The organism is Rhodopseudomonas sp. BAL398 (assembly GCF_033001325.1).
In the GTDB taxonomy this organism is placed as follows: Bacteria; Pseudomonadota; Alphaproteobacteria; order Rhizobiales; family Xanthobacteraceae; genus JARJEH01.
In genome coordinates this window covers 1305230-1325088 of the sequence record NZ_CP133111.1, presented here as the reverse complement: position 1 = coordinate 1325088, position 19859 = coordinate 1305230, and the positions used below count along the sequence as shown (strand labels likewise).

Genomic DNA, 19859 nt, shown 5'->3' with positions numbered 1-19859 from the left:
TTAACCGCGCTTCGAGATGTCCACATAGTCGCGGCGTGCGGCGCCGGTATAGAGCTGGCGCGGCCGGCCGATCTTCTGCTGCGGATCCTCGATCATCTCGCTCCACTGGCTGATCCAGCCGACGGTGCGCGCCACCGCGAACAGCACGGTGAACATGTCGGTCGGGAAGCCCATCGCCTTCAGCGTGATGCCCGAATAGAAATCGACATTCGGATACAGCTTGCGGTCGATGAAGTACGGATCGCTGAGCGCGATCTTCTCCAGCTCCATGGCGATCTTCAACAGCGGGTCGCCATGATGGCCGGTTTCCGCCAGCACCTGGTGGCAGACATCCTGCATGATCTTGGCGCGCGGATCGTAGTTCTTGTAGACCCGATGGCCGAAGCCCATCAGGCGGACGGTGCTGTTCTTATCCTTCACCTGCTTGATGAATTCGGGAATGTTCTCCACCGAACCGATCTCGGACAACATCGCCAGCGCGGCTTCGTTGGCGCCGCCATGCGCCGGGCCCCACAGGCAGGCGATGCCGGCGGCGATGCAGGCGAACGGATTGGCGCCCGACGAGCCGGCGATCCGCACCGTCGAGGTCGAGGCATTCTGCTCATGGTCGGCGTGCAGGGTGAAGATCTTGTCGAGCGCTTTGGCCAGCACCGGGTTGACGACATATTCCTCGCACGGCACCGCGAAGCACATCCGCAGGAAGTTGGCGGCGAAGTCGAGCGAGTTCTTCGGATACACGAACGGCTGACCGGCCGAATATTTGTAGGCCATCGCCGCCAGCGTCGGGATCTTGGCGATCATGCGCATCGAGGCGATCATGCGCTGCTTGGGATCGTTGATGTCGGTGGAGTCGTGATAAAACGCCGCCAGCGCACCGACCGACGCTACCATCACCGCCATCGGATGGGCGTCGCGACGGAAGCCATGGAAGAACCGCGCCATCTGTTCATGCACCATGGTGTGGTGCGTGATGCGCTCGTCGAAATCTTCCTTCTGGGCCTTGTTGGGCAGTTCGCCGTAAAGCAGCAGATAGCAGGTTTCGAGGAAGTCGCCATTGTTGGCGAGCTGCTCGATCGGATAGCCGCGATATTCCAGAATGCCGGCATCGCCGTCGATATAGGTGATCTTCGACTGGCAGCTGCCGGTGGAGGTGAAGCCGGGATCGTAGGTGAACATTCCGGCCTGGGCGTATAATTTGCCGATGTCGATCACGTCGGGCCCGATCGTCCCGGTCAGGATCGGCAGGTCGTAGCTGTTGTTTCCAACCGTGAGTGTGGCTGATTTAGTGGTTGTTGTTGCGTCCATCGTGTGGTCCCCGATGAGATCGTTGCCGAAACCAGTGCGCGCGCGACAGCCTGACGACACGCCGAGCGAAGCTGGAATGAATTAGAACTACAGGCCAAATGGGTAGCTTATTGCCGTGTGCACTGCAAGGCGGGCCGACCGGCCGGCGGTAGCCTAGCGCTGCGCCTGATCGGCAAGCCTGGACAGGCATTCCTCGCGCCCCAGTACCGCCAGAACGTCGAAAATACCTGGTGAAGTGGTGCGACCGGTCAAGGCGACGCGCAACGGCTGGGCCACCGCGCCGAGTTTCAACCCGCTCTGCTCGGCGAAGGCCCGCATCGCCGCCTCTGTGGTTTCCGAGGTCCACGTCGCGACGCTTTCGAGCGCGTCATGCAACTGGCCGATCAATTGCCGGGTTGGCGGCGTCAGCACCGCCAATCCCTTCGGTTCGATCACCAGCGGGCGGTCGGCGATGATGAATCCGGCATTGTCGAGCAGTTCGATCAGGGTCTTGGCGCGCTCCTTGAGCCCCGGCATCGCCCGCAACAATTGCGCGCGCGTGGTGTCATTGAGCTTGGCGGCGATCTCGGAACCGTGTGGGATATAGCGCAGCAGATCTTCCAGCATGGTCACGAGGGATTGATCGTCGGCCTGGCGGATGTAATGGCCGTTGAGGTTTTCCAGCTTGGCGAAATCGAACCGCGCCGCCGAACGTCCGATCGCCGACAACTCGAAGGCGTCGATCATTTCCTGCGTCGAGAAGATTTCCTGGTCGCCATGGCTCCAGCCGAGCCGGACCAGATAGTTGCGCAGCGCCTCCGGCAGATAACCCAATGCCCGGTAGGCGTCGACGCCGAGCGCGCCGTGACGCTTCGACAGCTTCGATCCGTCCGGGCCGTGGATCAGCGGAATGTGCGACATGCTCGGCAGTTCCCAGCCCAGCGCATCGTAGATCTGGCTCTGCCGCGCGGCGTTGATCAGATGGTCGTCGCCGCGAATGATGTGGGTCACGCCCATGTCGTGATCGTCGACCACCACCGCGAGCATATAGGTCGGGTTGCCGTCGCCGCGCAGCAGCACCAGGTCGTCGAGATTCTCGTTCTGCCACACCACGCGCCCCTGGACCTGATCCTCGATCACGGTCTCGCCGGTCAGCGGCGCCTTGAGCCGGATCGTCGGCTTGACGTCGGGTGGCGCTTCGGAGGCATCGCGATCGCGCCAGCTGCCGTCATAGAGCTTGGAGCGGCCCTCGGCGCGGGCGCTTTCGCGCATCCGGGTCAATTCCTCGGCCGTCGCGTAACAGCGGTAGGCCTTGCCGGCGGCCAGCAATTGCTCGGCGACCTCGCGGTGTCGCGCGGCGCGCTCAAACTGGTAGATGGTGTCGCCGTCCCAGTCGATGCCGAGCCATTTCAGCCCGTCGAGAATCGCCGCAATCGCCGGCTCTGTGGAACGCTGCCGGTCGGTGTCCTCAATGCGCAGCAGCATCCGGCCGCCATGCTTCTTCGCATAGAGCCAATTGAACAAAGCGGTACGGGCGCCTCCGATATGGAGGAAGCCGGTCGGCGAGGGCGCAAAGCGTGTGACGACGGGACGGGTCATGCGATCGGGATTCGATACCTGGATGATTGGCGCGCCACGGTGGCGCCCGGACGATTGGCGCGCCGCAGCGGCGCGGAGGGTGTATAGCAGGAACGGCGCATAACTAAAGTCTTCCTTGGCGCAGCCAGGGCTTGGCGGCGGGCGCCGGATTTGGCAGATACGCCAGCGGTTCCGACAGGCAGGAAAATCATCTTATGACGACGGTAGACGCAGCAACGGCCGAAGCAGGGCGCGACTTCATTCGCGACATCGTGCAGGCCGATCTCGATTCGGGCAGGCACAGCCAGATCGTGACCCGGTTCCCGCCGGAGCCGAACGGCTACCTTCATATCGGCCACGCCAAGTCGATCGCGCTGAATTTCGGCATCGCCCAGGAATTCGGCGGACGTTGTCATCTGCGGTTCGACGACACCAATCCGACCAAGGAAGAGCAGGAATATATCGATTCGATTCAGGCCGACGTGCACTGGCTCGGCTACGATTGGGGGACCGACCTGTTCTATGCCTCGGATTATTTCGAGCGCCTGTATGGCTGGGCCGAACAGCTGATCCGCGACGGCCACGCTTATGTCGACGACCAGTCCCAGGAGGAAATCCGGATCGCCCGCGGCACGCTGACCGAGCCGGGCATGAACAGCCCGTTCCGCGACCGTTCCGTGAACGACAATCTCGACCTGTTTGCCCGCATGAAAGCCGGCGAATTCCCCAACGGCGCGCGGGTGCTGCGGGCCAAGATCGACATGGCGGCGGGCAACATCAATCTGCGCGACCCGGTGCTGTACCGCATCCTGCACGCCATCCATCCGCGCACCGGCGACGCCTGGTCGATCTATCCGAGCTACGACTATGCCCACGGCCAGTCCGACGCGATCGAAGGCGTTACCCATTCGATCTGCACGCTGGAATTCGAGGATCACCGGCCGCTGTATGAATGGCTGCTCGACAAGCTGCCGGTGCCGTCGAAGCCGCGGCAATATGAATTCGCCAGGCTCAATATCACCTACACCTTGCTGTCGAAGCGGGTGCTGACCGAGTTGGTGCGCGGCGGCCATGTCACCGGCTGGGACGATCCGCGGATGCCGACCATCGCCGGGCTGAAGCGGCGCGGCGTGCCGCCGGCGGCGATCCGCGAATTCATCAAGCGCATCGGCGTGGCGAAGGCCAACAGCGTCGTCGATGTCGGCATGCTGGAATTCTGCATTCGCGAAGAGCTCAACAAGAGCGCGCTGCGCCGGATGGCGGTGCTGCGGCCGCTCAAAGTGGTGATCGAGAATTATCCGGAAGGCCGGAGCGAAGAGCTCGAGGCGATCAACCATCCGGACAATCCGGAGGCGGGAACCCGCAAGATCACGTTCGGCCGCGAGCTCTATGTCGAGCAAGAGGACTTTATGGAGAATCCGCCGAAGAAATTCTTCCGGCTGTCGCCCGGCCGCGAGGTCCGGCTGCGCTACGCCTATTTCATCACCTGCCGCGAGGTGGTGAAGAACGATGCGGGCGAGGTGGTCGAGCTGCGCTGCACCTACGATCCCGAAACCCGTGGTGGCAACGCTCTAGATGGCCGCAAGGTGAAGGCGACGATGCACTGGCTGCCGGCGGCGCAGTCGGTGCCGGCCGAGATCCGGATCTACAATCAGCTGTTTGCGACGCCGTCGCCGGACGCCGGCAATTTCAAAGCCGACCTCAACCCGCAATCGCTCGAAGTGCTGACCGACGCCAGGGTCGAGCCGGCGATCGCCCAGACCAATTCGTCGGAGCCGATCCAGTTCGAGCGGCAGGGCTATTTTACCCGCGACCGGGACTCGACCGCCGCCAAGCCGATCTTCAACCGCACCATCGGGCTGCGCGACACTTTCGCCAAGGAGGTCGGCGGCAAGGCCTGAGCGCACGCCGCCAGCTCGGGCAGTTGCTCCCGATCGGTTTCCGGTTAGGCTTGCTGCCGCGCCTGTCGAGGAGCGAGCGCGGTGGCGAAGCGGGACACCGACAGCAAAGCCAGAACCTGGCCCGTGCGGGACGCGGCGCCAGCGGGCGGGTTCGCGGCGGACCTCACTGCGTGGCCGGCGCTGGCGCGGCTGAGCAACTGGGTGCGGGCCGAGGCCGGGGCAGGGCGGCTATTGCCATGGGTGCCGGTCGCGTTCGGCGCCGGCATCGCGGTGTATTTTGCCGCCGACCACGAACCGATCGCCTGGGTCGCCGCACTGACTGCGGCGGCCTTTGGTACGGCGGCGGTGCTGCTGCGCCGGCAGCGGATCTTTCCGCTTGCGGTGCTGATCGCGGCGCTCGCCGCCGGCTTTGCCACCGCCTGCCTCAAGGCCGCCTGGATCGCCCATCAGGTGCTGTCGAGGCCACTCTATTCGGTTTCGCTGCAGGGCTATGTCGAGACCCGTGAGGATCGCACGCGCAGCGATCGCTTCGTGCTGCGGGTCGCGACCATGGACAGCCCGCGCCGGCCGATCAAACTCGAACGGGTGCGGCTGTCGGTGAAGAAGGGAGCCGCGCCCGCGGTCGGCAGCTTCGTCGCCTTGAAGGCCCGGCTGCAGCCGCCGCTGGCGCCGTTGCGACCGGGCGGCTACGATTTCGGCCGCGACCTGTATTTCCAGGGCATCGCGGCGTCCGGCTTCGTGATGGGCGCCATCACACCACGCGACCCGCCGGGCGATGGCGGCTGGCGGCTGCGCTACGCCGCCCTGATGCAGAATCTGCGCGACGCCATCGATGCCAGGATCCGATTGACGCTGGACGGCGACACGCGCGCGATCGCCACCGCCTTGCTGACCGGGCGGCGCGACGCGATCTCGACGCCGGTCAACGACGCGATGTTCATCTCCGGGCTCGGCCATGTGCTGTCGATCTCGGGCTATCACATGGCGGTGGTGGCCGGCGTGGTGTTCTTCGTGGTGCGCGCGCTGCTGGCGCTGATCCCGGCGCTGACGGTGACGTTTCCGATCAAGAAAGCGGCTGCCGCGGCGGCGCTGGCGGCCGCGGCGTTCTATCTGCTGCTGTCCGGCGCCGAGGTGGCGACGCAGCGCTCGTTTTTGATGACCGCCGTGGTGCTGATCGCCGTGATGGTCGATCGCCGCGCCATCACCTTCCGGACGCTGGCGGTGGCCGCGTTAGTGGTGCTGCTGATCGCGCCGGAAGCCCTGGTGCATCCGAGCTTCCAGATGTCGTTCGCCGCCACGTTGGGGCTGGTGGCGCTGGTCCAGATTGGGATGCCGGCGCTGTTGGCCGCGCCCGACCACTCGGCGACCGCGCGCGCGGCGCTGTGGGGCGGCCGCGAGATCGCCATGCTGGCGCTGGCGTCGCTGGTCGCGGGCCTGGCCACCACGCCCTATGCGGCGTTTCACTTCCACCGCGCCACCCCCTATGGGGTGCTGGCCAATCTGGCGGCAATGCCCGTGGTCTCGGCCCTGGTGATGCCGGCGGGCCTGCTGGGGCTGGTGGCGATGCCGTTCGGCTTCGACGGCGTGTTCTGGCGGCTGATGGAAATCGGCATCGACTGGATGATCGTGGTGGCGCAATGGGTCGCGGCACTGCCCGGCGCGATCGGCCGGGTCGCGGCGTTCGGCACCGGAGCGCTCCTGCTCGCCACCATCGGGATGATTGCGCTCGCCCTGTTGCGCACGCCGCTGCGCTTTGCCGGTGCGCTGGCGATCGCCGTGGCGGCGGGCTGGGCGCTGCTGAAGCCGCAGCCTGCGATGCGGGTGTCGGATGACGGCCGGCAAGTCGCGGTACGGGGCGCCGACGGCCGGCTACGGCTGATGCAGAGCGGCAACGACGCCTTCCTGCTCAAGGAATGGCTGGCGGCGGATGGCGATTCGCGCCAGGGCGGCGATGGGTCGCTGACGCAAGACGTATCCTGCGACGCCGACGGCTGCGTCACGGCGCTGGCGGACGGCGCGCTGGTGGCGCTGGCGAAGCGCCCGGAGGCGCTGGACGATGATTGCACGCGCGCGGCCGTGATCGTCAGCGCGCTGCCTGCGCCGGACGATTGCGCGGCGCGGCTGATCGGTCCGGAGCAATGGCGCCGCGGCGGCGCGCTGGCCTTGCGGCGCGGCCGCGATGGGGGCGATGGATGGGCAATCGACGCGGTCCGCCCGCGCGGCACCGATCGGCCCTGGGCGCCGGCCGATCCGAACGCCACGACGGCCCGGATCAGCACTTCGTCGCGGGGCGCGGCGCCGGTCGACGCAACGCCCGCGCCAACCGATCAGCGCGACACCGACTGAGCGCGAACAGCCTCAGTATTTACGATACAGCCCGACCAGCTTGCCCTGAATCCGCACCCGGTTCGGCGGCAGGATCCGAACTTCGTAGGAGGCGTTGGCTGGCTCCAGCGCGATCGAGGCGCCGCGTCGGCGGAACCGCTTCAGCGTGGCTTCCTCCTCGTCGATCAGCGCCACCACGATGTCGCCGGTCTCGGCACTCTCATGGCGCTGGATCAGCGCCATGTCGCCGTCGAGGATGCCGGCATCGACCATCGAATCGCCGCGCACTTCCAGCGCGTAGTGCTCGCCGGCGCCGAGCATGTCGGGCGGCACGCTGATGGTGTGGCTGCGGGTCTGCAACGCCTCGATCGGCGTGCCGGCGGCGATCCGGCCCATCACCGGCACCGAGACGTTGCGGCTGGAATCATCCTCGGCGGGGTTGGAGCTGGCGGGGCGAACCTTGCCCAGATTGCCTTCGATTACGCTCGGAGTGAAGCCGCGACGGCCGTTGCCGCCGGGATTGATGCCCATCTCCGGCAACTTGATGACTTCGATGGCGCGGGCGCGATTGGGCAGCCGGCGGATGAAGCCGCGCTCTTCCAGCGCGGTGATCAGCCGGTGAATGCCGGATTTGGAGCGTAAATCCAGCGCATCCTTCATCTCGTCGAACGAGGGGGGGACGCCGGCTTCCTTCAGCCGCTCGTTGATGAATCGCAGCAATTCATATTGTTTGCGCGTGAGCATCTCGACCAATCCCCAGTCTGTCGCCGCATGTTCCGCAAGGCGCCACAAGAGCCCCCAAATGCAGATTGCCAGAACCGCACGGCCAGAAACAAATCATGAACGAACACTATATGTTCCATATGTGTTCTGCAACCCCATAATTTGCCGGTAACAATTTGAGCTTTTGCTACAAGGGGAGCTTCAGGATGGTACAGGCCGAACCGGCGCTGGCCGCCGGGGCGAATGGTGAACGGATCACCAGGGCCTGCGCCGCGGCGAGCTTGCCCAGCAGCGAGGAATCCTGGCGTTGCACCGGCGTCGCCAGCAATTGTCCGTCCGGGTCGATCTCGAGCCGGGCGCGGACATAGTCCTGGCGCTGGTCATTGGCGGGAAGGTCGCCGCCAAGCTTGGCCGGCTGGGGTACGTGGTGCACCTCGTGGCGTCCCGCCAGCGCCCGGATCAGCGGCACCATGAACAGGAAGGCGCAGACATAGGACGACACCGGATTGCCGGGCAGGCCGATCACCGCCATCGCCCCGCGCCGGCCATGCATCATCGGTTTGCCCGGCCGCATTGCGATCTTCCAGAATGCCAGATCGACGCCTTCGGCCTCCAGCGCGCGTTTGACCATGTCGTGGTCGCCGGCCGAGGCGCCGCCGGTGGTGACCAACAGATCGGCGCCGGCATCGCGTGCCCGCCGGATCGCCGAGGTGGTGGCCTCCATCGTATCGGCGGCGATGCCGAGATCGGTGATCTCGGCGCCCTCATCACGCGCCAATGCCCGCAGCGCATAGCCGTTGGAATAGACGATCTGTCCAGGACCCGGCTCGGTGCCCGGCATCACCAATTCGTCGCCGGTGGCGAGCATCGCCACCAATGGGCGCCGATGCACCGGCAGCATCGGATGGTTCATCCCGGCGGCCAGCGATAGATCACGGTCGCTGAGCCTGGTTCCGCGGCGCAGCAGCACCTGGCCCGTCTCAAAATCGATTCCGGCCGGGCGGATATGCCGGCCGGGCTGCGCCGCTTCGGTGATGGTGACGATGTCGCCGTCGCGCAGCGTGTCTTCCTGGATCACCACCGTGTCGGCGCCGGCGGGGATCACCCCGCCCGTGAAGATCCGCAGCGCCTCGCCGTCACGCAGTGCCACATCGGCCGGCCGGCCGGCCGCGACCTCGCCGATCACCCGCAGCCTGGCGCCGGCGGTGGCGACATCCGCCGCCCGCACCGCATAGCCGTCCATCGCCGACATCGGCTGTGGCGGCTGGGTCCGCAGGGCGGCAAGATCGCGCGCCAGAACCCGGCGATGCGCGGTGTCGAGCGCGACGCTTTCCTCGGGCAGCGGCAGCGCGCCGTCGAGCACCGCCGACAGGGCGTCGGCAACCGGCATCAGGGCCATGTCAGTCTCCGGTTTGGATTCGCGCGCCTGCGGGACGATGGTGTGGGGCGCGGTAACGCGGTGTCCGGCTTATGTCGATGCCGCACTTTGCGCAAGGCGCCGCGCGCTGATGGTGAGGCGGTCGCGCATCCCCAACGAAATCATTATTGTGATCGGCGCGTGCCCCCTCTAGCAGCGTCACGGCGGCTGTTGAAACTCTCGGGCAAAGATTGGGAGCGCATAGATGCAGGACAATTTTGCGAAGTGGCTGTTTCGGATCGTCGCCACCCTCGGGGCGATCGGTTTTATCACCGCCTATTCGATCCGGCACGACTGGAGCAAGGGCGCCATGCCGAGCTTCAGCGATGATTATCGCCCGCCGGAAAGCAGCGCGCCGCCCAGCGCCGCGACGGCGCCTGTCGCCGCACCCGCGGCGGCGCCTCGCGCCGCAAGCGCCGCCGCGCCAGCGGACGTGGCGGCGTCGCCGAATGCCGGCACGGCGCCTGCCGCAACGTCCAGTGCCGGCGGTCAGGGCCAAGCCCCGTGCCAGCCGATCGGACGCACCGCCAAGGGCGAATTGGTCTATTCGATGGATTGCCAGCGTCTGCCGACCCCATAACAGGGGGGCTTGATACCAGGACGCCAGCCGCGCTGCGGCCGATCGGACACTCAGTCAGGCGCATGGTCCGTGGGCGGCACCGCGACCATCGCTGGCAGATAGATGTCGTTGAACGCCGGCGGCAGCCGACGCGGCTTGCCGCTGCTGATCTCGATGCAGACCAATTCCCAGCGGCCGCGCATCACCGTGGCGCGATCGCGCGGCCGGATCATTTGAAACCGCCGTTCCATGATCAGCCGGCCGTCGCTGCGCGTGATCCAGGTGCTGAGCAGCAATTCGTCACCGAGCACGCTGGGCAGCAGATAGTCATATTCGCCGCGACGGATCGCCATCGCCCGATCGAGCCGCTGCCAGTCGGCCAAATTCAGGCCGAGTGCTTCCGAATGCGCCCAGCCGACGCTGTCACACCAGCGCACATAGACCGAATTATTGGTGTGGTTGAGCCCGTCGATATCGGCGACGCCGGGCGTCAGCGTCAATGTGAAGGGGGTCGGGTAATCCCAGTCATATTCGGTAGCAGGGCTGCTCATGAGATCCTTCATTCACGTCTCGACTACGGAGCGTCGCCGGGCGGTTACAACCCCAACGCATCCAGTGCGCGCGCCACGTCGTCGCTCGACCTGACCTGCACGGCGATCAATCCGCAGGCCCGCGCGCCCTCAATGTTCTCGATCAGATCGTCGAAGAATACAATGCGCTCGGCCTCGATGCCGATGGCCGCCACCACATGGGCGAAGGCCGCCGCATCGGGCTTTCGCAGCCCGATGTTGGACGACAAGAACACGTCGCGAAAATGTCCCAACAGATCGGCGAAATGCTGCGAGAAATGCGCGACATGGGCCGGATTGGTGTTTGACAGCGCATAGAGCGGGACATGCTTGGCCGCGCGCATCAAGAGCGGCACGATGCCCGGCATTGCGCCGATGAAGGTTGCATTCCAGCCGTCCAGCAGTTGTGCGTCGGACAGCGTCAGTCCGAGCGCCTCGCGCAGCCGTGCGAAGAATTCGGCGTCGTCCAATTCGCCGCGCTCGTGACGCTGATAGACATCGTCGCGGGAAAATCGGATGGCGAGGTCTTCCGGACGACAGCCGGCATGATGCGCCCATCGCGCCAGCGTCCGCTCGAAATCGATATCGATCACGACGCGGCCGAGATCGAACAGCAATGCGTCGGCCGCCCCGATCTTGAGATCCATTGTCATCATAAATCCTGCATCAAAGGTATCGATCAACCGGCGAAGACTATGACACCGACGAAGCGCGGATGGTGACAAAGAACTTACCAAGTTGATTAAACCGCTGGTAATGGCCGACGGGTTAAGACAGCAAGCGCCGCGGTGCGACCAACATGCGAATGCGCCGGACCGCGACGCCACGTTTCATCAGCGCCGATCCGCCCATGTCCGTCAATCACGACTCAGCGATAAATTTCCTCGGCACAGCCGTCGCCATGATGACGGCGATGGCGTGGCTGCGGCGGCGCGCTGGCATGGCGCTGCGGCCTGGTCGACATCCGGGCACGATCCGGTGCTGAACGGGATCGTGAAATCGAGATCGAAACGAAAGCCGGAGGAGGAGCACGCCACGCATGGCTGGTTCGTCACCTTCGCCGATCTGATGGGTCTGCTGGTCAGCTTCTTTGTGATGCTGGTATCGTTCTCGACCCAGGATCTGAAGAAGCTGCAGATCGTCGCGGGCTCGATGCGGGACGCGTTCGGCGTCCAGCAGGAATCGCGGTTCGCCGGCGTTGTCGAGACCGACGGCGTCCCGGTCCAGGGCGCGATCAAGAGCAAGCTTCAGGTCTCGCCGGATCAGGCCAGCAACACGCCGCGGCTCGAGGAGGGCGGCGGCTCGGCCGGCGCAACCTCGCAGGTGAAAGCGGACCGCGAATTCGCGCTGGCATCGGCCTCATTGCGTCAGGCCTTGCAGGACCTGCCTGAATTGGCGGAGATCTCCAAGAACGTCATGTTCGAGGAAACCCCGCTCGGGCTTAATCTGGAACTCACAGATCAGGACGGGCGTCCGATGTTTCCGGACGGCTCGTTCGTGCCCTATCCGCGCACCACGTTGCTGATCCAGAAACTGGCCGCGCCGTTGCGGGCGACGGCGTTGCGGATATCGATCACCGGGCATACTGCGGCCGGTCTGGTGCCCGCCTATAGCGATTACGACGGCTTCGATCTATCGACCAACCGCGCCAATGCGGTGCGCCAGATTTTGAAACGCGAGGGGTTGCCGGCCAGTCATATTCTGTCGGTGGCCGGCAAGGCCGATGGCGAACCGCTGTTTCCCGACGCGCCGATGCTGGCGGCGAACCGCCGGGTTACGATCAGTCTGATGCGGGAAAATCCGCCGCTGCCGCCCGACCTGAAGCCGTAATACCAGCAGTCATACGAAGCGCTCATATCATGGCCGGCAGCATTCGGGCGCGGGCCGGCGGCCCACGCCCGAAGCGACGTCACGTCAACGCGCGATTACGCTTTGCTCTCGACCGCGATCCGCTTCGCCTTGCTGGCCGCCTGCTCGACCTTGGGCAGGGTTACGGTGAGCACGCCGTTCTTGAAGGTCGCGCTGACCTTGTCCTCGGCGACCTGGTAGTCCAGCGGAATCCGGCGTTCGAACCGGCCATAGAACCGTTCGCTGAACTGCCGGTCCTTGTCGCTGGTCTCGGAGCTCTTCTCGCCGCGTAGCGTCAGATATCCGTCATCGAGCAGGACCTCGATATCCTTGTCCTCGAGGCCCGGGACCTCGGCGGAGACCTGCAGCTCCTTGTCGTTGTCGGTGATCTCCAGCTTCGGCCAGCCGGTGCCGAGCGGCGCCAGCCGAGTAAGCGGGGTGGGCACGTCGAAGCCGCGAAACACGTCGTCGAACAGACGGTTCATTTCGCGGTGTAGCGACAGGAACGGATCGCTGCTTTCGCCATAACGGGCGAGCGGTTGCGTATTCCGGCTCCAGGGGATGATGTCACGCATGTTCATGGAAGCCTCCAACTCCAATCGTTAAAATTGCAAAGCGGGCCCGCGCCATGCGGGCGCGCCCGTTGATTTGGGAGCGACCGGCGCGCCGTCAAGATCCGTTGTGGCGGGATCAGCCGTGGCGGTGAAAAATTTTCACGGCGACTCTTGAAACGCAAAAACCGGCTTCCTAATTTGCCGCCGTCCCCTTGGAAAGGAGTAGTTCGGGAGGCCGCTATGGATATCATGACGACGCAACGACCGATTGATCATGCCGTGCTTGACCCAGCCGTGTCGGCTTATGACCATCCGGATCAGGTACTACGCGACGACGCGTTGACCATTACGCAGAAGCGCGGCATCCTCGCCTCATGGGCCTGTGATGCCAACGCGGTGGAGTCGCAGCCCTGGCTGCGGTTGATACCGGGGGCCGGCAAGGCGGTGCCGCTGAGTGCGATCCTCGACGCATTGCGGCGCCTCGACGAGCGCGATCCGCCGCCCCGCGGCGGCGCCGCGATCCGGCTGCGCAGCGCGAACCCCGGCGCGGAGGAGTTCACCGCGCCGACGATGATCCATCAGTATCCGAGGAGAGGCCATGGTCTGGCGAAACGTCGACATCCCGTTCGATCCATTGTGCTGCCCGAATTGCGGCGCGCGGATGCGGCTCGCGCGGATAGATGCGCGGCCGGTGCGGCGCTTCGAGGAGTTCGAACGCCACATCTATCGTTGCGATGATTGCGCCAATATCAGCCGCTTCGTAATCGACAAGCAGAGCTGGGCGGAACGGCGCTCGGCGTAGCGCCGGCCGCCCGGATATCAGACCTCCGGCGTGGCCGGCGAGGGGGCTTCGGTCGACTCGCCGGCTGCGGCGCGTGCCGGCATGTCCAGAGCCAGTCGCTGCACCGCGATGATCTCCTTGATCCATTGCCGCTTGGAATGGGCCGGAAAGCCGCCCCAGACCGAACCGGGCGGAACGTCGTTCATCACCGACGCACGCGCCGCAAGCTTGGCGCCCTTGCCGATGGTGACGTGGGGAATCGCCGCGACGCGGCCGCCGAGCACGACGAAATCCTCCAGCGTGACACTGCCGCTGAGACCCGTCTGCGAAACGATGATGCAGTAGCGGCCGATCACGCAATTGTGGCCGATCTGGCAAAGATTATCGATCTTGGTGCCTTCGCCGATCACGGTGTCGCGAATGCCGCCGCGATCGACTCTTGTGCCCGAGCCGATTTCGACGTCGTTGTGGATCACCACCATGCCGACCTGCGGCACCTTGACGTGGCCGCTGGCGCCGGAGACGTAGCCGAAACCGTCCTGGCCGATCTGGGTGCCGGGATGCAGGATGACGCGATCGCCGATTTCGGAATGGATCACGGTGGAGCAGGGGCCGATGGCGCAGTCGACGCCGATCCGGACATGCGGCCCGATCACCGCATTGGCGCCGATCAGCGTGCCGGCGCCGATCTCGGCGCGCGGGCCGATCACCGCACCGGGGTCGACGGTGACGCCGGCGCCGAGCTTGGCGGACGGATGCACATGGGCGCCGGGCGCGATGCCGACGGTGCCGAACACCGAGGTCGGACGCAGCGACGACGGATAGAGTTTGCGCGCCACCGCGACGAAGGCCTCATAGGGCTTGCGGACCTGCAGCACCACGGCGCCGGCGGGTGCCTGACCGGCGAAGCGTTGCGTGGTCAGCACCGCGCCGGCCTTGCTCGCCGGCAGTTGAGTGGCGAATTTGGAATCCGCGATGAAGGTGAGGTCGTCGGGCCCGGCCAGATCGACCGGGGCGACGTCGGTGAAAACCCGGCCGAGGTCGGCGTCGCCCAGCGCTTCCGCGCCGGTGATGGCAATGATGTCTGCGACGCTCAACGGCGTCGCGTCGGCGAAAAACCCGGTTCCCTTCACGTCATGTCCTCCGGCTAGGCCAAGTCGGCGATGTAGTGGCCGGACTTGCCGCCCTTCTTCTCGACCAGATGAATGCCTTCGATCCGCACGCCGCGCTCGACCGCCTTGATCATGTCGTAGATCGTCAGGCACGCCACCGACACCGCGGTCAGGGCTTCCATTTCCACGCCGGTCTGGCCGGAGAGCTTGGCGGTGGCGCGGACGATGCAGCCCGGCAGCTTGGCGTCGGTGGTAATGTCGACGGTGACCTTCGACAGCGCCAGCGGATGGCACAGCGGAATCAGGTCGGCGGTGCGTTTCGACGCCATGATGCCGGCGATCCGCGCCGTTCCCAGCACGTCGCCCTTCTTGGCGTTGCCCTTGACGATCAAGGCCAGCGTCGCCTTGCTCATCACCACGCGGCCTTCGGCCACCGCGATCCGTTCGGTCGCGGCTTTCTCCGACACGTCGACCATCCAGGCTTCGCCCGAATTGGCGATATGGGTGAGGGCGGGCGTGGGTGTCTTCGAGGATTTTTTCGAGGATGTCGTCTTGGATTTCTTGCTCATGGGCCTATCAGGTTCCGGTTGCGCGGACGCCGTCGCGGCGCGCCAGCAGCGCCCGGGTCGCCGCCGCGACGTCTTGCTGGCGCATCAGGCTTTCGCCGACCAGAAAGGTGTTGATTCCGACGCGGCCGAGCCGCGCCAGATCGTCGGGCGTGAACACGCCGCTCTCGCCGACCATCAGCCGATCCTTGGGGATCAACGGCGCCAGCGCCTCGCTGGTGGCGAGCGTCACCTCGAAGCTGCGCAGATTGCGGTTGTTGACGCCGATCATCGGCGAGCGAAGTTGCAGCGCCCGCTGCAACTCGTCGCGGTCATGGATCTCGAGCAGCACATCCATGCCGAGCGCGATCGCCGTATCCTCGATGTCGCGCGCGGCGGCATCATCGAGTGCCGCCATGATGATCAGGATGCAGTCGGCGCCATGGGCGCGGGCTTCGACCACCTGGTAGGTGTCGTAGATGAAATCCTTGCGCAGCACCGGCAGCGAGACGGCCGCGCGCGCCGCCACCATGAAGTCGAGATGGCCCTGAAACGACGGCGTGTCGGTCAGCACCGACAGGCAGGCTGCGCCGCCTTGCTCGTAAGCGCGCGCCAATGTCGGCGGATCGAAATCGGCCCGGATCAATCCCTTCGACGGCGACGCCTTCTTGATCTCGGCGATCAAAGCGCTGTCGCCGGCGGCGAGCTTTTGCCGGATCGCGCTGACAAAACCGCGCGGCGGCGACGCGGTCTTTGCCGCGGCCTCGAGTTCGGCGAGCGGGCGCGCGCGTTTGGCGGCGGCGATTTCCTCGCGCTTATAGGCTTCGATCCGGGTCAGGATGTCAGACAAGGCAATCTCCTCAGGCCGGCGCGTTGGAGACCGCGATCAATTGCTGCAGCCGCGCCGCCGCCGCACCACCATCGAGCGCCGCGGTGCCGAGCGCCACGCCTTGCTTGAGATCGCTGGCCCGTCCGGCCACGATCAGCGCCGCCGCGGCATTCAATAGCGCGACGTCCCGATAGGCGCTGGGCTTGCCCTCGAGCACGCCGCGCAATGCCGCCGCATTGGCTTCGGCATCGCCGCCCTTGAGCGCGTCGGCGCCGGCGCGCGGCAGCCCGGCGTCTTCCGGCGTCACCTCGAAGGTGCGGATATTGCCGTTCTCAAGTGCCGCCACGAAGGTCGGGCCGGAGAGGGTGATTTCGTCGAGCCCGTCGGAGCCGTGAACCACCCAGGCGGCCTCGGAACCGAGATTTTTCAGCACCTGCGCCAGCGGCTGCACCCATTGGCGCGAAAACACCCCGACCATCTGGTGCCTGACGCCGGCCGGATTGGACAGCGGACCGAGCAGATTGAAGATCGTGCGGGTGGCGAGTTCGACTCTTGTCGGGCCGACATTCTTCATCGCCGGATGATGGGTCGGTGCGAACATGAAGCCGATCCCGGCTTCGGCGACGCAGCGCCCGACCTGGTCCGGGTTAATGTCGATCTTGACGCCGAGCGCGTTCAGCACGTCCGCGGCGCCGGATTTCGATGACAGCGCACGGTTGCCGTGCTTGGCGACCGTCACGCCGCAGCCTGCGAGGATGAAGGCGGCGCAGGTCGAGACATTGACCGAGCCGGAGCCGTCGCCGCCGGTGCCGACCACATCCACCGCATCGGGTGGCGCGTCCACGGTCAGCATCTTGGCGCGCATCGCCGACACCGCCCCGGTGATCTCGTCGACGGTCTCGCCGCGCACCCGCAGCCCCATCAGCAGCGCGCCCATCTGCGATGGGGTGGCTTCACCCGACATCATCGCGTCGAAGGCGCCCGCCGCCTCGTCGCGCGACAGCGTCGCCCCGGTGGCGACTTTTCCGATAATCGCTTTGAAGTCTTTCATGTCCCACTTTCGGCAACCGGAACGACGACCCAATCCGTCGTCAATTGGTCGCCGCCCCCGTCACCTGTGCCACCGCGGTCTCGTTGATCGTCGTGCCGATCTGGTTTTCCAGTCGGGCAATATACTGACCGACCTGTTCATCGCCCATCCGGCGGATCAACGTCTCTTTCAACTTCTTCACCTCTTCGGAGGCCATGTCGACCTGCGGCACGACGATGTCGGTCACCTGGAATACGAACCACTCCTCGCCACCATCGCCCTGGGTCTGGCTGATGCCGTCCTTGGCGGTACGGAATGCGGCCGCGATGACGCTGGCGGGGACTCCAGGTGCGGTGGTTTCGCGCTTCAGGCCGGTGGCGGTCTCGAGCTTGACGCCGGCGGCGGTCGCCGCGTCGGCGAGCTTGCCGTTCGGGCCGAGCTTTTGCACGATCTCGGCGGCCTTGGTACGCAGCCGGCTGGTCACCTGGGCTTCGCGCCAGCGCGCCTCGACCTGGTCCTTGACCTCGTCAAGGGGCCGCTCGCGGGACGGCGTCACGCCGAGCACGTCGAACCAGACATAGCCGCCGTTCAGCGCCAGCGTTTCGTTGTCGACGCCGACATCGCTGGCGAACGCCGCGGTGGCGAGGTCAAGCCCCTTCGGAATGGCGGCAACCGGCTGGCCGTCGGGGCCGCGACCGGAACGGTCGATGGCATCGATGGTGACCGGCGTCAGGCCCAATTGCTTTGCGGCTTCGATCACGCTGGCGCCGCCGCCGCGGGCGTCTTCCATCTTGTTGTGGAGATCCTGGACTTTGGCGCGCGCCCGATCGATCGCGATCTCGCGCTTGATCTTCTGCGCCACGCTCTCATAGCTCGGCTGGATGCCCGGCTCGATCTTGCCGATCTTCACCAGGACGGTGCCGAAGCGACCCTTGATCGGCTGGCTGATGCCGTCGGCGGGAAGCGCGAAGGCCGCATTGGCAACCGCCGGATCGAGCATTTCGGACTTGCTGATCAATCCGAGGTCGACGTCGGACGGCTTCAGGCCGCGCTCTTTCGCCAGATCGGCGAATGACAGGCCGCCATCAAGCCGGGTGCGGGCCGCCTGCGCCTCTTCGCCATTCGGAAACACGATCTGCGAAATCTCGCGCTTCTCGGGGGTTGCCAGCTGCTCGCGACGCTCCTCAAATACTTTCTTGGCATCGGCGTCGGACACGTCGCTCCATGTCGCGATGGCTTCCGGTGTCACGGCGACGAAGGACACCTTGCGGTATTCGGGCGCCCGGAACTGAGCCTTGTGCTCGTCGTAATAGCCGGCCAGCGCCTCTGACGACGGTGGCTCGATGGTACCGACCTGGGCGGCGCCAAGCTTCAGATAGGCGATGCTGCGCTGTTCGTCCTGGTACCGGCTCATCGCTTCAAGCTGGGTCTTGCTCGGCTCCAGCCCGTCCAGAATGGTGCCGGCGATTTGCCGCCGCAGCGCCACCTTGTGCTGCTCGGCGAGATAGCGCTGCTCGGAATAGCCGAATTGCCGAATCGCCTGCTGGAACCGCGCCGGATCGAAGGCCCCGTTGGTGCCCTTGAAATTCGGGTCGCTCAGAATCGTCCGCATGGTGTCGGCGTCGGATTGGCCTAATCCCAGCCTGCGGGCGTTCTCGTCCAACGCCGCCTCGGCGATCACCTGCTGCAGGACCTGACGGTCCAGACCGAAGGCGCGCGCCTGATCCTGGGTCAGGGGGCGACCGAACTGGCGGCCGATCTGCTGCAGCCGATCGGTGTAGATCTGACGGAACTGCTCGGTCGAAATCTCCGTATCGCCGACTTTGGCCAGCGTCGACTGCCCGAAGCCGCGGAAAATATCCGCGATTCCCCACACCGCGAAGCTGAGGATCAACACCCCCATCACGGTGCCCATTATGATCTTGCCAACCCAATTGGATGAGGCTTTGCGGATTCCTCGAAGCATGGAGTCACTTTTTTGCAGGAGGGAACCGGCCGCGCCCAAAGCGGAGTGTGCAAGTTGGCGTCGCCGGCTTGAGGAACCATCATAAAGTGGCAACCGTCAGGTCGCAACCTGCGCGGCGACCGCCGATGGGTTCAGTTGCCAATGCGTCGCACGAATCGCGGAACTATTTCCGTGGCTTGACCCTTGTCTCGCAGCGCCCACCTTGGTTGCCGCGCGAACCTTGGTTCGCCACAATCTTCTTCCGCGCCATCAGGTAAGACCCAGGATTTGACGATGAAGGTGACTATTTCGCGCCTGTTCGACAATGTCGTCGACGCACAGCACGCAATTTTTCGGCTGGAGCAGGCCGGTGTCGATGAGGCCGACATTAGTCTGGTCGCCAACAATTCCGAGAAATATTTCGCGCCGGATTATGGCTCGGCGGCCGGCAAGGGTGCGGCGGTGGGAGCCGCTTTCGGCGGGTTCGGCGGAATGCTTGCCGGGTTGGGGATGCTGCTGGTGCCGGGCTTCGAGGCTGTGGTTGAGGCGGGCTGGTTTGCCGCCGCTGCGACGGGGGCATTGGTTGTTGGTGTCGCGGGCGGCTTGATCGGGATCGTCGCCGAGGCTGGAATCGCGACCAATCAGGCTGAAATCTGCGCCAAGAGCATTCGCCGCGGCGGTAGCCTGGTCAGCGTCCGCGTGGAAAGGTCGGACAGGCGCCGCTATGAAGCGGTGCTTGATCCGGCTGCCGAGAAATCGAAGGGCAGGGATGGTGACGCGCCCGCGACCCCCGATTCGTCCCAAGCCCGGAAAGAGCGCGAACCAAGTCTGCGCTGATTCGGCCTGGGGGAAGGGGATA

18 protein-coding genes are annotated in these 19859 nt (G+C 65.4%); 6 read left to right on the top strand and 12 right to left on the bottom strand.

What is annotated here, in order from left to right; translation table 11 throughout:
- Both gltA and gltX read right to left on the bottom strand, forming a co-directional pair.
- Positions 1-1305, bottom strand: coding sequence for a citrate synthase (gltA, locus tag RBJ75_RS06300; RefSeq protein ID WP_044413302.1), 1305 nt, complete (start codon positions 1303-1305; stop codon positions 1-3).
- A 153-nt stretch (positions 1306-1458) separates the two neighbouring features.
- Entirely contained in the window at positions 1459-2883 is a 1425-nt protein-coding gene (gltX, locus tag RBJ75_RS06295; protein ID WP_044413305.1) for a glutamate--tRNA ligase, read from the bottom strand.
- Positions 2884-3077: 194 nt separating this feature from the next.
- Here gltX and RBJ75_RS06290 point away from each other — a divergent pair, with 194 nt between their 5' ends.
- Both RBJ75_RS06290 and RBJ75_RS06285 read left to right on the top strand, forming a co-directional pair.
- Entirely contained in the window at positions 3078-4763 is a 1686-nt protein-coding gene (locus RBJ75_RS06290) for a glutamine--tRNA ligase/YqeY domain fusion protein (protein ID WP_044413308.1), read from the top strand.
- 81 nt (positions 4764-4844) lie between these two features.
- Positions 4845-7109, top strand: a complete 2265-nt coding sequence (locus tag RBJ75_RS06285) for a ComEC/Rec2 family competence protein (RefSeq protein ID WP_044413310.1) — start codon at positions 4845-4847, stop codon at positions 7107-7109.
- Positions 7110-7121: 12 nt separating this feature from the next.
- Here the strand turns inward: RBJ75_RS06285 and lexA are convergent, their stop codons facing one another.
- Positions 7122-7832 (bottom strand): transcriptional repressor LexA, encoded by a 711-nt coding sequence (gene lexA, locus RBJ75_RS06280; RefSeq protein ID WP_044413312.1) that lies wholly within the window; start codon positions 7830-7832, stop codon positions 7122-7124.
- Positions 7833-7998: 166 nt separating this feature from the next.
- Positions 7999-9210: a gephyrin-like molybdotransferase Glp gene (gene glp, locus RBJ75_RS06275; RefSeq protein ID WP_044413315.1), complete on the bottom strand. Its 1212-nt coding sequence runs from the start codon at positions 9208-9210 to the stop codon at positions 7999-8001.
- Between the two features lie 223 nt (positions 9211-9433).
- Between glp and RBJ75_RS06270 the strand changes: the two genes are divergently transcribed.
- Entirely contained in the window at positions 9434-9808 is a 375-nt protein-coding gene (locus RBJ75_RS06270; protein WP_276156251.1) for a hypothetical protein, read from the top strand.
- Positions 9809-9858: 50 nt separating this feature from the next.
- Here the strand turns inward: RBJ75_RS06270 and RBJ75_RS06265 are convergent, their stop codons facing one another.
- Positions 9859-10338 carry an acyl-CoA thioesterase gene (locus tag RBJ75_RS06265; protein ID WP_080901203.1) on the bottom strand — a complete coding sequence of 160 codons (480 nt, stop codon included), beginning with the start codon at positions 10336-10338 and terminating at the stop codon, positions 9859-9861.
- Between the two features lie 44 nt (positions 10339-10382).
- A complete protein-coding gene (locus tag RBJ75_RS06260) occupies positions 10383-11012 on the bottom strand; it encodes an HAD-IA family hydrolase (protein ID WP_044416438.1) in 630 nt (209 codons plus the stop codon).
- Positions 11013-11337: 325 nt separating this feature from the next.
- Here RBJ75_RS06260 and RBJ75_RS06255 point away from each other — a divergent pair, with 325 nt between their 5' ends.
- Positions 11338-12186 carry a flagellar motor protein MotB gene (locus RBJ75_RS06255; RefSeq protein WP_152647849.1) on the top strand — a complete coding sequence of 283 codons (849 nt, stop codon included), beginning with the start codon at positions 11338-11340 and terminating at the stop codon, positions 12184-12186.
- A 95-nt stretch (positions 12187-12281) separates the two neighbouring features.
- Here the strand turns inward: RBJ75_RS06255 and RBJ75_RS06250 are convergent, their stop codons facing one another.
- The gene (locus tag RBJ75_RS06250; protein WP_044416440.1) at positions 12282-12785 is read right to left on the bottom strand and encodes an Hsp20/alpha crystallin family protein; all 504 of its coding nucleotides are present in this window, start codon (positions 12783-12785) and stop codon (positions 12282-12284) included.
- 213 nt (positions 12786-12998) lie between these two features.
- Between RBJ75_RS06250 and RBJ75_RS06245 the strand changes: the two genes are divergently transcribed.
- Entirely contained in the window at positions 12999-13496 is a 498-nt protein-coding gene (locus tag RBJ75_RS06245) for a hypothetical protein (RefSeq protein WP_080901205.1), read from the top strand.
- An 81-nt stretch (positions 13497-13577) separates the two neighbouring features.
- Here RBJ75_RS06245 and lpxD read toward each other — a convergent pair whose 3' ends face one another.
- The 5 genes from lpxD to RBJ75_RS06220 are packed head-to-tail and all read right to left on the bottom strand — an operon-like array spanning position 13578 to position 19021.
- Positions 13578-14672, bottom strand: coding sequence for a UDP-3-O-(3-hydroxymyristoyl)glucosamine N-acyltransferase (gene lpxD / locus RBJ75_RS06240; RefSeq protein WP_276156252.1), 1095 nt, complete (start codon positions 14670-14672; stop codon positions 13578-13580).
- Between the two features lie 14 nt (positions 14673-14686).
- Positions 14687-15220: a cyclic pyranopterin monophosphate synthase MoaC gene (gene moaC / locus RBJ75_RS06235; protein ID WP_044410213.1), complete on the bottom strand. Its 534-nt coding sequence runs from the start codon at positions 15218-15220 to the stop codon at positions 14687-14689.
- A 7-nt stretch (positions 15221-15227) separates the two neighbouring features.
- Complete coding sequence (gene trpC / locus RBJ75_RS06230; RefSeq protein ID WP_044410210.1) at positions 15228-16046, bottom strand: indole-3-glycerol phosphate synthase TrpC; 819 nt, start codon at positions 16044-16046, stop codon at positions 15228-15230.
- Positions 16047-16056: 10 nt separating this feature from the next.
- Positions 16057-17076: an anthranilate phosphoribosyltransferase gene (trpD, locus tag RBJ75_RS06225; protein ID WP_044410207.1), complete on the bottom strand. Its 1020-nt coding sequence runs from the start codon at positions 17074-17076 to the stop codon at positions 16057-16059.
- A gap of 40 nt (positions 17077-17116) precedes the next feature.
- Positions 17117-19021 (bottom strand): SurA N-terminal domain-containing protein, encoded by a 1905-nt coding sequence (locus RBJ75_RS06220; protein WP_044410204.1) that lies wholly within the window; start codon positions 19019-19021, stop codon positions 17117-17119.
- 273 nt (positions 19022-19294) lie between these two features.
- Between RBJ75_RS06220 and RBJ75_RS06215 the strand changes: the two genes are divergently transcribed.
- A complete protein-coding gene (locus RBJ75_RS06215; protein ID WP_044410201.1) occupies positions 19295-19837 on the top strand; it encodes a hypothetical protein in 543 nt (180 codons plus the stop codon).
- The last annotated feature ends 22 nt before the right edge of the window (positions 19838-19859 follow it).

What these genes read in the sequence shown, in the direction of transcription:
- RBJ75_RS06290 (WP_044413308.1), top strand. Translation starts at nt 3,078, where the DNA reads ATGACGACGGTAGACGCAGCAACGGCCGAAGCAGGGCGCGACTTCATT.
- gltA (WP_044413302.1), bottom strand. Translation starts at nt 1,305, where the DNA reads ATGGACGCAACAACAACCACTAAATCAGCCACACTCACGGTTGGAAAC.
- trpD (WP_044410207.1), bottom strand. Translation starts at nt 17,076, where the DNA reads ATGAAAGACTTCAAAGCGATTATCGGAAAAGTCGCCACCGGGGCGACG.
- moaC (WP_044410213.1), bottom strand. Translation starts at nt 15,220, where the DNA reads ATGAGCAAGAAATCCAAGACGACATCCTCGAAAAAATCCTCGAAGACA.
- RBJ75_RS06270 (WP_276156251.1), top strand. Translation starts at nt 9,434, where the DNA reads ATGCAGGACAATTTTGCGAAGTGGCTGTTTCGGATCGTCGCCACCCTC.
- RBJ75_RS06245 (WP_080901205.1), top strand. Translation starts at nt 12,999, where the DNA reads ATGGATATCATGACGACGCAACGACCGATTGATCATGCCGTGCTTGAC.
- RBJ75_RS06250 (WP_044416440.1), bottom strand. Translation starts at nt 12,785, where the DNA reads ATGAACATGCGTGACATCATCCCCTGGAGCCGGAATACGCAACCGCTC.
- lexA (WP_044413312.1), bottom strand. Translation starts at nt 7,832, where the DNA reads ATGCTCACGCGCAAACAATATGAATTGCTGCGATTCATCAACGAGCGG.
- RBJ75_RS06215 (WP_044410201.1), top strand. Translation starts at nt 19,295, where the DNA reads ATGAAGGTGACTATTTCGCGCCTGTTCGACAATGTCGTCGACGCACAG.
- RBJ75_RS06260 (WP_044416438.1), bottom strand. Translation starts at nt 11,012, where the DNA reads ATGATGACAATGGATCTCAAGATCGGGGCGGCCGACGCATTGCTGTTC.
- glp (WP_044413315.1), bottom strand. Translation starts at nt 9,210, where the DNA reads ATGGCCCTGATGCCGGTTGCCGACGCCCTGTCGGCGGTGCTCGACGGC.
- gltX (WP_044413305.1), bottom strand. Translation starts at nt 2,883, where the DNA reads ATGACCCGTCCCGTCGTCACACGCTTTGCGCCCTCGCCGACCGGCTTC.
- RBJ75_RS06220 (WP_044410204.1), bottom strand. Translation starts at nt 19,021, where the DNA reads ATGCTTCGAGGAATCCGCAAAGCCTCATCCAATTGGGTTGGCAAGATC.
- RBJ75_RS06265 (WP_080901203.1), bottom strand. Translation starts at nt 10,338, where the DNA reads ATGAGCAGCCCTGCTACCGAATATGACTGGGATTACCCGACCCCCTTC.